Raw genomic sequence first — 12,434 nt, 5'->3', positions numbered from 1 at the left:
ATGCCGGCCCGGGTGCGTCCACGGGCGATCCGGCAGGCCCTGCCGGCCGGCTCAGAGCAGCGTCGTCAGCGTTCCGCCGTCGGCGCGCAGGGCGGCACCGTTCGTGGCGGCGGAACGGGGGCTGGCCAGGTAGACCGCCAGGGTGGCGATCTCGGCCGGCTCGATGAAGCGCTGGAGGAGCGACGTCCGGTTGCCGGCCACGATCGCCTCCTTGAGATCGTCGGCGGGCATGCCCTGATCCCGGGCGAGCTGCTCGACCGCGCGGGCGACGCCGTCGGAGTACGTCGGCCCGCCGACGATGGTGTTCACGGTGACGCGGCTGCCCCGCGTGGTCTTGGCCAGGCCGTTGCCCAGCGCGAGGAGGCCCGCCTTGGTCAGGCCGTAGTGGGTCATGTCGGCCGGGACGTCCACGCCCGACTCGCTGGCCACGAAGATGATGCGCCCCCACCCGTTCCCGAGCATGTGCCCGAGCGCGTGGCGGGAGAGCCGGACGGCGCTCATGACGTTGACGTCGAAGTAGTGCTGCCACTCCTCGTCGGAGATCTCGAGGAAGTCCTTGACGTCGAACACCCCGACGTTGTTCACCAGGACGTCCACCGCTCCCAGGCGGGTCAGCAGCGCCCGCACCTGCTCGGGATCGGCGAAGTCGGCGGCGATGCCGGTGACGTCCGCCTCCGGGACGGACTCCGTCAGCCGGTCGACCGCCGTCCGCACCCGGTGCTCGTCCCGGCCGTTGACGACCACCGCCGCGCCCTCCTGCAGCAGCGCCTCGGCGATCGCGAAGCCGATGCCCTGCGTCGAACCGCTGACGAAGGCTCTCTTGCCGACCAGCTCCAGGTCCACGACGTCCCCCCTCTGCGACCACCATCGAGGCAGTCACTTGATCAGTCAAGTGAAAACTAGACGCTTTGAGTTTCCTGAGCAAGTCACTGGAGCCTGCCGGCCGCTACGCTGGACGCATGACCGAAGCGGACCCGACCACACCGCTGACCGGCGACGAGCTCGAGACCTGGGCCGCGCTGGCCACGGTGATGGAGTGGTTGCCGGCGGCCCTCGACGCCCAGCTCCAGCGCGACGCGCAGCTGACGCACTTCGAGTACGGGGTGCTGTACGCGCTCGCGCAGGCATCCGACCGCACCCTGCGGATGAGCGTCCTGTCGAGCTACGCGAACAGCTCGCTGTCCCGGCTGTCGCGCGCCGTCACGCGCCTCGAGGCCAAGGGATGGATGCGGCGCGCACCCGACCCCACCGACGGACGGTTCACGCTGGCGACCCTCACCGACCAGGGACGGGACACGGTCGAGGAGGCGACCCCGGGACACGTGCGCACGGTCCGGCGGCTGGTGCTCGACCGTCTGACGGCGCCGCAGACCCGGCACCTGCGCGAGGCCAGCCGGCGCATCGCACGCGCCATCCGGAGCGACGGGGGCTGGGTGCCGCCCGCCTCCCCCGGACCCCCTGGTCCCGCTACGGGTGCGCCGACGCCCGCGGCACCCCCGGCGAGCCCGTGACGATCGCCGTCTCGGGGAGCACGAAGCACCGGCGGCACAGCGCCTCGTAGGTGAACGTGCCGTCGTCGGGCAGCGGCTCCGACGCGCCGAGCGGCTCGAGGAACGGCACGCCGCCGCTGAGCACCTGGGTGAACGCCGCGTGCAGGTCCTGGCAGCGGTCGCACACGGCGCGGCGGTAGCGCACGTCCGTGGGGCCGAGCTCCAGCAGGGCCCGGATCGTCGCGAACAGCTCGCCACGGTGGTCCAGGTCGATGCCGCAGGCGAGCACCCGCGTGCCGCGCAGCACCAGCTCCTCGACGACGCGGACGTCCGCGGGGGTGAACATGTGCACCTCGTCGATCGCGACGACGTCCTCGGTGGTGTGCAGCAGCGGCTCGAGCGTCTCGAGCTTGATCGTCGGGAGCGAGGCGCCGGTGCGCGAGACGATCCGGGCGTCGCGCACGTGCCGCGCCGACTGCACGACGGCGCAGCTCAGCCGGGAGTACGCCAGCGGGGCGACCTGCGCGATGAGGTCGAGCGACTTGCCGGACTTCATCGGGCCGAGCACCAGGGACAGCTCCACCGGGCACCTCCCTGCCGTCCGCGGCGGGCCGGGCGCCCGCCGCACAGCACCCTAACGCTCGGTGGGGACGCCGTCGGCCGCCACGGCAGCGTCGTTGCGCGCCGCCCGGTCGAGCACCGTGCGCGCGTGCCGCAGGAGCGGCTCGTCGACCATCTGCCCCTCGACGCGCGCCGCCCCGCCCGACGGCGGCACCCCGGCGCCCTCGAGCAGCCGGCGGGCACGCTCGACCTCCTCGGCCGGCGGGGTGTAGGCCTCGCGGACCACGGCCGCGTGGCGCGGGTGCACGCACATCGTGGCGGTGAACCCGCAGGCCGCGGCGTCGACGGCCTCGGCGCGCACCCCGTCGAGGTCGTCGAGGTCGACGTGCACGGCGTCGACCGCGGCCTTGCCGACCGCGCCGGCCGCCAGCAGGACGGTGGACCGGGCGTGCCGCGCCACGTCGCGGTAGGTGCCGTCGGGACGGCGGCTGGACGTCCCGCCGAGGGAGGCCACGAGGTCCTCGGCGCCCCATGCGAGGGCCACCACGTCGGGACGCATCGCGAGCGCCGGCGCGGCGAGCACGCCGGCCGCCGTCTCGCACAGGGCGACCACGGCGTAGGGAGCGCCGTCGGCCCGCAGCAGCGGCCCCACGAACCGGCCGTCCGCCTTCGGCAGCATGACCGTGGTGTACGCGGTGCCCGCGAGCGCCGCCAGGTCGGCCTCGTGGTCGGGCGTCCCGACGGCGTTGACGCGCACCACCGTCCGCGCCGGGTCGAGCGGGTGCTCCTGCAGCGCCCGGCGGGCGGCCGGTCGTGCCGCCGGGTCGACGCCGTCCTCCAGGTCGAGGATCACGGCGTCGGCCCGCTGCGCCGCCTTGTCGAAACGGTCGGGGCGGTCGGCCGGGCAGAACAGCAGCGCGGGGCCGAGGACGAACGGTTCCGGGCTCACCGCTCCTCCTCGTGCCCGCGGCGGGTCCACATCATGACCGTGCGCACCGCCCGGGCGACCTCGACGTCGTCCTGGTTGGTCCCGACGTGCTCGAGCGTGACGATCCCCGTGCCGGGGCGGGACTCCGAGAGCCGGCGGTCGCGCACCGTCGTCGCCCCGTAGAGGGTGTCGCCGTGGAACACCGGCGCAGGGAAGCGGACCTCCGCGAAGCCCAGGTTCGCCACGATCGTGCCGCGGGTCAGATGGGCGACGCTCAGGCCGACCAGCGTGGCGAGCGTGAGCATCGAGTTCACCAACGGCTTGCCGAACGGCTGCGTCGCCGCCCACGCCGCGTCCAGGTGCAGCCCCTGCGGGTTCATCGTCACCGAGGTGAACAGCGTGTTGTCGGCCTCGGTGAGCGTACGGCCCGGACGGTGCACGTACCGCACGCCCTCGTCGAGCTCGTCGTAGTAGAGGCCCCGCTGGATCTCGTCCCTCATGAGGCGAGCCCCAGGTCGCGGGCGATGATCATGAGCTGCACCTCCGTGGTGCCCTCCCCCACCTCGAGGATCTTCGAGTCGCGGTAGTGCCGGGCCACCGGGTTGGCGTTGAGGAACCCGTAGCCGCCGAAGATCTGCGAGGCGTCACGGGCGTTCGCCATCGCGGCCTCGCCGGCGGTGAGCTTCGCGACGGACGCCTCGGCCTTGAACGGCTTGCCGTGGGTGAGCTTCAGCGCCGCGTCGAGCCAGCAGAGCCGCGCCGCGTGCACCCGGGCCTGCATCCGCGCGAGCGTGAAGGCGACGTGCTGGTTGCTGCCGATCGGGTGGCCGAACACCGTGCGCTCGTGGGCGTACCGCAGCGCCTCCTCGAGGCAGCCCTGGGCGGCGCCGGTGGCCAGCGCGGCGAACGCGATCCGCCCCTCGTCGAGCACGCGCAGGAAGTTCGCGTACCCGCGGCCCCGCTCGCCGAGCAGGTTCGACGCCGGCACGCGGACGCCGTCGAGCGTCAGCGGGTGGGTGTCGGACGTGTGCCAGCCGACCTTGTCGTACGGCTCCCCGACCGTCAGGCCGGGCGTGCCGGCGGGTACCAGGATGGAGGACAGCTCGGGGCGCACGGCACCGTCGCTGCCGACCCGTTCTCCCGTCACGGCGGTGATGGTGATGACGCTGGTGATCGGGGTCCCGGAGTTGGTGATGAACTGCTTGGTCCCGTCGATGACCCACTCGTCGCCCGCGGCACCACGCTCGAGCCGGGCCCGGGTCTGCGTCGCCCCGGCGTCGGACCCGGCACCGGCCTCCGTGAGCCCGAACGCCGCGAGCGCCCGGCCGGCCACCAGGTCCGGCAGCCAGCGCTCCTTCTGCTCGGGCGTGCCGTGCCGGTAGATCGGCATGATGCCGAGCCCCACGCCGGCCTCGAGGGTCACGGCGATGGACTGGTCGACGCGGGCGAGCGCCTCGACGGCGAGGCACAGGGAGACGTAGTCCTGGTCCTGCCCGCCCACCTCGCGCGGGAACGGCAGCCCGAACAGCCCGAGCTCGCCCATCTGCGCGATGATCTCCATCGGCAGCCGGCGCTCCGTGTCGTACTGGTAGGCGGCGGGCGCGACGACCTCGTCGGCGAACTCCCGCACCGTCTGGCTGAGCTTGCGCTGCCCGTCGGTCAGGACGGTGGCGGCGGTATCGGCGATCATGACGCTCCTTCGGGTTCGACGACGGCGACCACCTGGTCGAGGCGGACCTGGTCGCCCGGGTGCACCACGAGACGCAGGGTCCCTGCGGCGGGTGCGGTGAGGGGGTGCTCCATCTTCATGGCCTCGACGACGACGACGGCGGCGCCGGCCTCGACGGGACCTGCGGCGTGGGTGGCGGTGACCGTGCCGGGCATCTGGGCCCGGATCTCGGTGGGACCGGCGGCAGGTGCGTCCGGGTCGCCGGTCGTGGCCCGCTCGCTCCGGCGCAGCGCGGCCCGGGCAGCGCGGTCCAGGACGGTGAAGCGCGTGGTCCGGCCGGCGCGGGCCACCCAGACGGTGTCGCCGACGCGGACCGCGGCCACGGTCTCCACCCGCGAGCTGTCAGAGCCTGGTCGAGGCATACCCGCGCCACGTCCTGACGACTCTGGAGCGCGCCAGTTGTCAGAGCCTGGTCGAGGCATACCCGCGCCACGTCCTGACAGCTCGGTGAGCAACCACCGGTGCGCCGGACCTCCGGCGGGCCGCAGCCCGGCGCGGACCGGTGCACCGCCGTCGCGCACCACGACGGCGTCGCCGCGGTGGCCGGTCACGGCGAGGTCATGGACGTCCCCGGCGGGGTCGCGCAGTGCGACCGGGCGGGGGGCACGGGGCGCGTTGAGCCGCCACCCGTCGGCGACCCACGGGTCGGCCGTGCCGGACGACCGGGTGGTGGGCCCGCCCAGGTCCAGCAGCGCCGCCACCACCCACGAGCTGTCAGGACCTGGTGGCTGCCCACCCGCGCCACCTTCTGACAGGTCGGTCGTGAAACGGTCCACCAGGCCGGTGTCGAGCTTGCCCGCGCGGACGTCCGGGTCGGCGAGCAGGTCACGCAGGAACCCGACGTTCGTCTCCACGCCGAGCACCGCCGTCCGGGCGAGCAGCCCGTCCAGCCGGGCGAGGGCCTGGTCCCGGTCCACCCCGTGGGCGACGGCCTTGGCGAGCATCGGGTCGTAGTCGCCGGACACCTCGTCGCCGCTCGCGACACCGGCGTCGAGCCGGAGCGGGAACGCCTCCGGGCCGGCACCCACCCCCGCGTCGTCGAACACGTCCACGCGGCCCACCGACGGCAGGAACCCGCGCGCCGGGGACTCGGCGTACACCCGGGCCTCGATCGCTTGCCCGGTGATCCGCACGTCGTCCTGGGTGAACCACAGCGGCTCCCCGGCGGCGACCCGCAGCTGGGCCTCGACCAGGTCCAGGCCGGTGACCATCTCGGTGACCGGGTGCTCCACCTGCAGGCGGGTGTTCATCTCGATGAACGCGAAGTCGTCCGGGGCGTCCGCGGGCACGAGGAACTCGACGGTCCCCACGCCGACGTACCCGACCGAGCGGGCGACCTCGCAGGCCGCCGCGCCGAGCCGGTCGCGCGTCGCGGCGTCGACCACGGGCGACGGCGCCTCCTCGATGATCTTCTGGTGTCGGCGCTGCAGGGTGCACTCGCGCTCGCCGAGGTGCACCACGCTTCCCCGGGCGTCCGCCAGCACCTGGACCTCGACGTGCCGCGGGCGTTCCACGAGCCGTTCGAGCAGGAGCCCGTCGTCGCCGAACGCGGACGTCGCCACCCGCCGTGCGGACGCCAGCGCCGCGGGCAGCTCGTCGGCGGAACTGACGACGACCATGCCCTTGCCACCGCCGCCGGCGACGGGCTTGACCAGCAGGGGGAAGCCGACGTCGTCGGCGGCGGCCACGAGGGCGTCGTCGTCGAGCCCGTCGTCGAGCGTGCCCGGCAGCACGGGCACGCCGCGGCCGGCCACGATGCGCTTGCCCGCGACCTTGTCGGCCATGGCCTCGATCGCGCCGGCCGGCGGGCCGACGAAGGCGATGCCGGCACGCTCGCACGCGTGGGCGAGCTCGGGGTTCTCCGACAGGAAGCCGTAGCCGGGGTGGATCGCCTCGGCCCCGGTCGCGACGGCGGCCGCCACGACGGCCTCGACGTCCAGGTACGCGCGAGCACCGGCCTCACCGCCGAGCGAGACCGCGACGTCGGCCTCGCGCACGTGGCGGGAGCCGGCGTCGGCGCCCTCGGCCGGTCCTGCATGGATCGCGACGGAGCGGATGCCGAGGCGGCGCAGGGTGCCGATCACCCGGCAGGCGATCTCGCCGCGGTTGGCGACCAGCACGGTGGTGAACATCTCGGTCGGCACAGCCCTCACATCCGGAAGAGCCCGAAGCGCGGGCCCTGGGTCGCCGGGAGCGGGGTGCGGGCGCACACCGCCAGCGCCATGCCGAGCACGCGGCGCGTCTCGGCCGGCTCGATGATGCCGTCGTCCCACAGTCGGGCGGTCGCGTGGTACGGGTTGCCGGCCGCCTCGTAGGAGTCGCGGATCTCGCGGCGGAACGTCGACTCGTCCGCGGCGTCCCACTCCTGGCCCCGGGCGTCCGCCTGGTCGCGCTTGACGGTGGCCAGCACGGCCGAGGCCTGCTCGCCGCCCATGACCGAGACGCGCGCGCCCGGCCAGGTCCACAGGAAGCGTGGGGAGTAGGCGCGCCCGCACATCGCATAGTTCCCGGCGCCGAACGACCCGCCCACGATGACGGTGAGCTTCGGCACCCGGGCGGTGGCGACGGCCGTGACCATCTTGGCGCCGTCCTTGGCGATGCCGCCGGCCTCGGCGTCGGAGCCGACCATGAAGCCGGAGATGTTCTGCAGGAACAGCAGCGGGATGCCGCGCTGGTCGCACAGCTCGATGAAGTGCGCCCCCTTGAGCGCCGACTCGCGCAGCAGCACCCCGTGGTTCGCCAGGATGCCGACGGGGTGCCCGTGCAGGTGCGCGAACCCGCATACCAGCGTGGTCCCGTACTCGGCCTTGAACTCCGTCAGCCGGCTGCCGTCCACGAGCCGCGCGATCACCTCGCGCGGGTCGTACGGCTGCTGGACGTCGGCGGGCACCACGGCGTCGAACCCGGCACCGCCGACGCCGGGTGCGGACCCGGCGGGGGCGTCCGGCCCGACGGCGGGGGGCTCGGACTCGACCACGGTCCACGCGGGCTCCGGGTCCGGCGGGAGGGTCGCGACGATGTCACGCACGATGTCCAGCGCGTGCTCGTCGTCGTCGGCCAGGTGGTCCACGACGCCGGAGCGCCGCGCGTGCAGCTCTCCCCCGCCCAGCTCCTCGGCCGTGACGACCTCGCCGATGGCGGCCTTCACCAGCGGCGGCCCCCCGAGGAAGATCGTGCCCTGGTTCCGCACGATGACCGTCTCGTCGCTCATCGCCGGGACGTACGCGCCGCCGGCGGTGCACGAGCCCAGCACCGCCGAGATCTGCGGGATCCCCTCCGCGGAGAGCCGCGCCTGGTGGTAGAAGATCCGCCCGAAGTGGTCGCGGTCGGGGAACACCTCGTCCTGCCGAGGCAGGAACGCCCCGCCCGAGTCCACCAGGTAGACGCAGGGAAGCCGGTTCTCCAACGCGATCTCCTGCGCGCGCAGGTGCTTCTTGACGGTCAGCGGGTGGTACGTGCCGCCCTTGACCGTCGGGTCGTTGCACACCACCATCACCTGGCGCCCGCTCACCAGCCCGATGCCGGCCACGACGCCCGCACCGGGCCACTCCCCCGCCTCGCCCGGGCCGGCGTCGACCCCGTACGCCGCCAGCGGCGAGATCTCCAGGAACGGGCTGCCCTCGTCCAGGAGCCGGTCGACCCGGTCGCGCGGGAGCAGCTTGCCGCGTCCCACGTGGCGCTCGCGGGCGGCGTCCGACCCACCACGGGCGGCCGCGGCGGTGCGGTCGCGCAGGGTCTCCGCGAGCGCACGCTGCGCGTCGGCGTTCGCCCGGGCGGCGTCGGCCGCGGGATCGACGGTGGAGGCGAGGACGGTCATGCGCCACGCCCCGCGCCGGCCGCCGGCGTGCCGTCACCATCCGCACCGTCCGCACCGTCCGCACCGTCGGAACCGCCGAGCAGCAGCGCGAGCGCGGGGTCGGCGAGCAGCGCCCCCAGGTCGGCGAGGAACCGGGCGCCCTGCTCGCCGTCGACCACCCGGTGGTCGAACGTGAGGCTGAGCGTCACCGTCTGCCGCAGGGCGATCTCGCCCGCGTGCTCCCACGGCCGGCGCGCGAGGCGCCCGATGCCGAGGATCGCCGACTCGCCGGGGTTGAGCAGCGGACTGCCCGCGTCGACCCCGAACACCCCCACGTTGGTGAGGGTCAGGGTGCCGCCGGTGAGCCGCTCCGGCCGGGTGCGCCCGGCGCGGGCCGTGGCCGCGAGCTCGCCGAGCGCCCGCGCCAGCCCGACCAGGGACAGCTCGTCGGCGTGCGGCACGTGCGGCACCACGAGGCCACGGTCCGTGGCGACCGCGATCCCCAGGTGGACGTGCGCCGGGCGCACGAGCTGCGGACCGTCGTCGGACTCCTCCCAGCGCGTGACGAGCGCCGGGTGATCGGGCAGCAGCACGCAGACCGCGCGGGCCACCAGGGCGAGCACGGTCAGCCGGGTGCCGGCCGCGCGCGGGTGCTCCCGCAGCCGGGCCAGCAGGTCGGTGAGCGCGGTGACGTCGCAGGTCAGGTGGACCGTGGCCTGCGGGATCGCCGCGCTGGCGACCATCGCGGCGGCGGTGTGCTTGCGCACACCGCGCACCGGTTCGCGGGTCTCGACGGGCTCCGAGCGGTCGGGGTGGGTGCCGGCCTCCGGGTGGGTGGCCGCCTCCACGTCGTCGCGCACGATGCGCCCGTCCGGGCCGGACCCGGTGACCTGCGTGAGGTCGACGCCGAGTCGACGAGCCATCGCCCGTACCCCCGGGGTCGCGCGGCGGGTGGCTGTGGCGCGCGGGGCCACGCCGTCCGACGGCGGCACACCGGGCACGGCGACGGGCTTGCGCGGGCGGCGGGTCGGGCGGCCGCGCCGGGCCGCGCGTGCGCCGTAGCCGACCAGGTTGGGCCGGGACTCCTCGGCGGCGGACTCCTCGGGTGATGCCGCGGAGGCGGACGAGGCCGACGAGTCCGCGGACCCCGACGACGCGAAGGCGGACTCCTCGGGTGATGCCGCAGCGGGCTCCTCCGTGGCGGGCGCCGGCCCGTCGTGGGCGGCCGGCGTGCCGTTCGCGCCCTCGGTCACCTCGAGCTCGAAGGTGACGAGCGGCTCGCCGACCTCGACGATCTGCCCCTCCTCGGCGTGCAGCCGGGCGACGACCCCCGCGTACGGCGAGGGGATCTCCACGAGCGCCTTGGCGGTCTCGACCTCGGCGATCACCTGGTTCAGCGTCACGGTGTCGCCCGGCCCCACGCGCCACTCGACCACCTCGGACTCGGTCAGCCCCTCGCCGAGGTCCGGGAGCAGGAACTCCTGGGTGCTCATGCGGCCACCTCCTGGGCGGTCCGGGTGACCGTCGGGACGTCGAGCGGCACACGGCCCAGCACCTGGTCGATGCCGAAGCACACCCGGTCCAGGTCCGGCACGTGGTGGCCCTCGAGCTTGGCGGGCGGGTAGGGGACGTCATGACCGGTGACGCGCACGGGCGGCGCTTCGAGGTGCTCGAAGCACCGCTCGGTGACGGTCGCGCAGATCTCGGCGCCGACCCCGACCTGCCGCGGGCCCTCGTGGACCACGACGAGGCGCCCGGTGCGGCGCACGGACTCCGCGACGGCGTCGGCGTCCCAGGGCGAGAGCGACCGCAGGTCGATCACCTCGACGGACGCGCCGTCGTCGGCCATCGCCTCGGCGGCGTCGATCGCGGTGGCGACGTGCGAGCCCCAGCTCACCACCGTGACGTCGCGGCCCGGGCGGACCACGTGGGCCGCGCTCATCGGCGGGGCGTCGGCGAGGTCGACGGCGGCGTCCACCTCACCCTTGACGTGGTAGAGCCGCTTGGGCTCGAAGAAGATGACGGGGTCGTCGCAGGCGATGGCCTGGCGCAGGACGGTGCTGGCGTCCTGCGGGTTCGACACCGACACCACACGCAGGCCGGCGGTGTGCACGAAGTACGTCTCGGGCGACTCGCTGTGGTGCTCCGCCGCGCCGATGCCGCCGGCCACCGGGATGCGGATGGTGATCGGCATGGGGACCTTGCCGCGGGTGCGGGCGTGCATCTTGGCGACCTGGCTGACGATCTGGTCGAACGCCACGTAGACGAACCCGTCGAACTGGATCTCCACCACCGGCCGGTACCCGCGGTACGACATGCCGATGGCGGTGCCGAGGATGCCCGACTCGGCCAGCGGCGTGTCCACCACGCGCCGCGGCCCGAACTCGCGCTGCAGCCCGTCGGTCACGCGGAAGACCCCGCCGAGCGCGCCGATGTCCTCGCCGAGCAGCACCACGTGGTCGTCGTCGGCGAGCGCCTGGCGCAGGCCGGCGTTGAGGCCCTGCGCCAGGGTCAAGGTCTGCGTCGTCATCGTCCACCTCCCTCGGTCGTCGCGAACCCGTCGAGGTAGCGGGCGTAGGCGTCGCGCTCGGCCTCGAGCTCGGCGTGCGGCTCGGCGTAGACGTCGGCGAAGACGTCCTGCCACGAGGGGTCCGCGATGGTGGTGACCCCGGCGCGCAGCTCCGCGGCGACGGCGTCGGCGGCCGCCTGGACGCGCGCCTCGCCGTCGTCGTCCAGCGCGCCCTCGGAGCGCAGGTGGGTGGCGACGCGACTGACGGGGTCGCGGGCCTCCCAGTGCTCGATCTCGGCGGACGTGCGGTAGCGGGTCGGGTCGTCGGCGGTGGTGTGCGGACCGCGGCGGTAGGTGACGGCCTCGATGAACGTGGGGCCGCCGCCCGTCCGCGCGCGGTGCAGGGCCTCGCGGGTGACGGCGAGCACGGCGAGGACGTCGTTGCCGTCCACCCGGACGCCCGGCATGCCGTACCCGCGGGCGCGCTCGACCAGGGGCACCTTGGACTGCAGGGACACGGGCTCGGAGATCGCCCACTGGTTGTTCTGGCAGAAGAAGACCACGGGTGCCGTCCAGGTCGAGGCGAACGTGAACGCCTCGGCCACGTCGCCCTGGCTCGTGGCACCGTCACCGAAGTACGAGATGACGGCCTCGGTGGGCGCCGCCCCGGCGGTGGCTCCGGAGCCCGGGGCCTCGCCCCGCTCGTCGGTCTCCTGGTCGGCGAGGATGCCCACCGCGTAGCCGACGGCGTGGAGGGCCTGGGCACCGATGATCACCTGCATGGGCGCCATCCGGGCCTCGTGCGGGTCCCACCCGGCCCCGGTGACACCGCGCCACACGCGCAGCAGGTCCGCGCCGGCGATGCCGCGCACGTGGGCCACGCCGTGCTCGCGGTAGCTGGAGAACACGAAGTCGTCGGTCTCCAGCGCGCGGGCCGACCCGATCTGGGCGGCCTCCTGGCCGAGCAGCGGGGGCCACAGCGCGAGCTGGCCCTGCCGCTGCAGGGCGGTGGCCTCGGTGTCGATGCGGCGCACGACGACCATGTCCTCGTACAGTTCCCGCAGGGCCGCGTGGTCGACGTCCTCGACCCAGCGGTCGTACGCCGCGTCGGGGTGGCGGACCCCGTCTGCGTCGATCAGCCGGACGGTCCCGTCTCCCGTCTGGGCGCCGTCGGGCGCCGGGGCCGGGTGGGCAGGCGCGGGCGCATGGTCCCGCGCGCCGCCGTGGGCGCTGTCCACCGAGGAGTCGTGGCCTGCTCGTGACAGGCGCCGCGTCCTCGGATCCGTGGTGCTGGGCATGGGTGGCCTCACCTCGCATCGGAGACGACGCTCCTCGTCGAGCGCCGATGTGGCGAACGTAACGCTGCGGGGTCACACCGCACCACCGCCGTCGGGCGGGCTGAGCAATGTGCTCTGCCGCAC

The 12,434-nt window shown here is 74.6% G+C and carries 11 protein-coding genes; 1 reads left to right on the top strand and 10 read right to left on the bottom strand.

What is annotated here, in order from left to right:
• Positions 1–51 precede the first annotated feature (51 nt).
• Positions 52–843: an SDR family NAD(P)-dependent oxidoreductase gene (locus BCL65_RS02820; protein WP_106264902.1), complete on the bottom strand. Its 792-nt coding sequence runs from the start codon at positions 841–843 to the stop codon at positions 52–54.
• 116 nt (positions 844–959) lie between these two features.
• Between BCL65_RS02820 and BCL65_RS02815 the strand changes: the two genes are divergently transcribed.
• A complete protein-coding gene (locus tag BCL65_RS02815) occupies positions 960–1,511 on the top strand; it encodes a MarR family winged helix-turn-helix transcriptional regulator (RefSeq protein WP_106264900.1) in 552 nt (183 codons plus the stop codon).
• Here BCL65_RS02815 and BCL65_RS02810 read toward each other — a convergent pair.
• From BCL65_RS02810 to pdhA, 9 genes are read right to left on the bottom strand one after another with little or no spacing between them, the layout of a single operon-like run.
• Positions 1,468–2,073 (bottom strand): thymidine kinase, encoded by a 606-nt coding sequence (locus tag BCL65_RS02810; protein ID WP_106264898.1) that lies wholly within the window; start codon positions 2,071–2,073, stop codon positions 1,468–1,470. The genes BCL65_RS02815 and BCL65_RS02810 overlap by 44 nt on opposite strands.
• Before the next feature lie 51 nt (positions 2,074–2,124).
• On the bottom strand, positions 2,125–3,000 hold the full coding sequence (locus tag BCL65_RS02805) for an HpcH/HpaI aldolase/citrate lyase family protein (protein WP_106264897.1): 876 nt from the start codon (positions 2,998–3,000) through the stop codon (positions 2,125–2,127).
• A complete protein-coding gene (locus BCL65_RS02800; protein WP_106264895.1) occupies positions 2,997–3,479 on the bottom strand; it encodes a MaoC family dehydratase in 483 nt (160 codons plus the stop codon). Before BCL65_RS02800 ends, BCL65_RS02805 begins: the two co-directional genes overlap by 4 nt.
• Entirely contained in the window at positions 3,476–4,669 is a 1,194-nt protein-coding gene (locus tag BCL65_RS02795) for an acyl-CoA dehydrogenase family protein (RefSeq protein WP_106264893.1), read from the bottom strand. Before BCL65_RS02795 ends, BCL65_RS02800 begins: the two co-directional genes overlap by 4 nt.
• Positions 4,666–6,840, bottom strand: coding sequence for an ATP-binding protein (locus tag BCL65_RS02790; protein ID WP_106265212.1), 2,175 nt, complete (start codon positions 6,838–6,840; stop codon positions 4,666–4,668). The genes BCL65_RS02795 and BCL65_RS02790 overlap by 4 nt, the downstream gene beginning before the upstream one ends.
• Positions 6,841–6,857: 17 nt before the next feature.
• The gene (locus tag BCL65_RS02785; protein ID WP_106264891.1) at positions 6,858–8,525 is read right to left on the bottom strand and encodes a carboxyl transferase domain-containing protein; all 1,668 of its coding nucleotides are present in this window, start codon (positions 8,523–8,525) and stop codon (positions 6,858–6,860) included.
• The gene (locus tag BCL65_RS02780; protein WP_106264889.1) at positions 8,522–9,997 is read right to left on the bottom strand and encodes a dihydrolipoamide acetyltransferase family protein; all 1,476 of its coding nucleotides are present in this window, start codon (positions 9,995–9,997) and stop codon (positions 8,522–8,524) included. The genes BCL65_RS02785 and BCL65_RS02780 overlap by 4 nt, the downstream gene beginning before the upstream one ends.
• On the bottom strand, positions 9,994–11,034 hold the full coding sequence (locus BCL65_RS02775) for an alpha-ketoacid dehydrogenase subunit beta (RefSeq protein ID WP_181340700.1): 1,041 nt from the start codon (positions 11,032–11,034) through the stop codon (positions 9,994–9,996). Before BCL65_RS02775 ends, BCL65_RS02780 begins: the two co-directional genes overlap by 4 nt.
• Positions 11,031–12,311 (bottom strand): pyruvate dehydrogenase (acetyl-transferring) E1 component subunit alpha, encoded by a 1,281-nt coding sequence (pdhA, locus tag BCL65_RS02770; RefSeq protein ID WP_106264888.1) that lies wholly within the window; start codon positions 12,309–12,311, stop codon positions 11,031–11,033. Before pdhA ends, BCL65_RS02775 begins: the two co-directional genes overlap by 4 nt.
• Positions 12,312–12,434: the final 123 nt, after the last annotated feature.

Source organism: Isoptericola halotolerans (assembly GCF_003003075.1).
GTDB lineage: Bacteria > Actinomycetota > Actinomycetes > Actinomycetales > Cellulomonadaceae > Isoptericola > Isoptericola halotolerans_A.
Note: the sequence above shows the minus strand (reverse complement) of the source record. Positions and strands in the feature narration are given on the sequence as shown.

Excerpts from the sequence above, each read along its gene's own strand:
- BCL65_RS02815 (WP_106264900.1), top strand. The coding sequence starts at position 960 with ATGACCGAAGCGGACCCGACCACACCGCTGACCGGCGACGAGCTCGAG.
- BCL65_RS02800 (WP_106264895.1), bottom strand. The coding sequence starts at position 3,479 with ATGAGGGACGAGATCCAGCGGGGCCTCTACTACGACGAGCTCGACGAG.
- BCL65_RS02795 (WP_106264893.1), bottom strand. The coding sequence starts at position 4,669 with ATGATCGCCGATACCGCCGCCACCGTCCTGACCGACGGGCAGCGCAAG.
- BCL65_RS02790 (WP_106265212.1), bottom strand. The coding sequence starts at position 6,840 with ATGTTCACCACCGTGCTGGTCGCCAACCGCGGCGAGATCGCCTGCCGG.
- BCL65_RS02785 (WP_106264891.1), bottom strand. The coding sequence starts at position 8,525 with ATGACCGTCCTCGCCTCCACCGTCGATCCCGCGGCCGACGCCGCCCGG.
- BCL65_RS02780 (WP_106264889.1), bottom strand. The coding sequence starts at position 9,997 with ATGAGCACCCAGGAGTTCCTGCTCCCGGACCTCGGCGAGGGGCTGACC.
- BCL65_RS02775 (WP_181340700.1), bottom strand. The coding sequence starts at position 11,034 with ATGACGACGCAGACCTTGACCCTGGCGCAGGGCCTCAACGCCGGCCTG.
- pdhA (WP_106264888.1), bottom strand. The coding sequence starts at position 12,311 with ATGCCCAGCACCACGGATCCGAGGACGCGGCGCCTGTCACGAGCAGGC.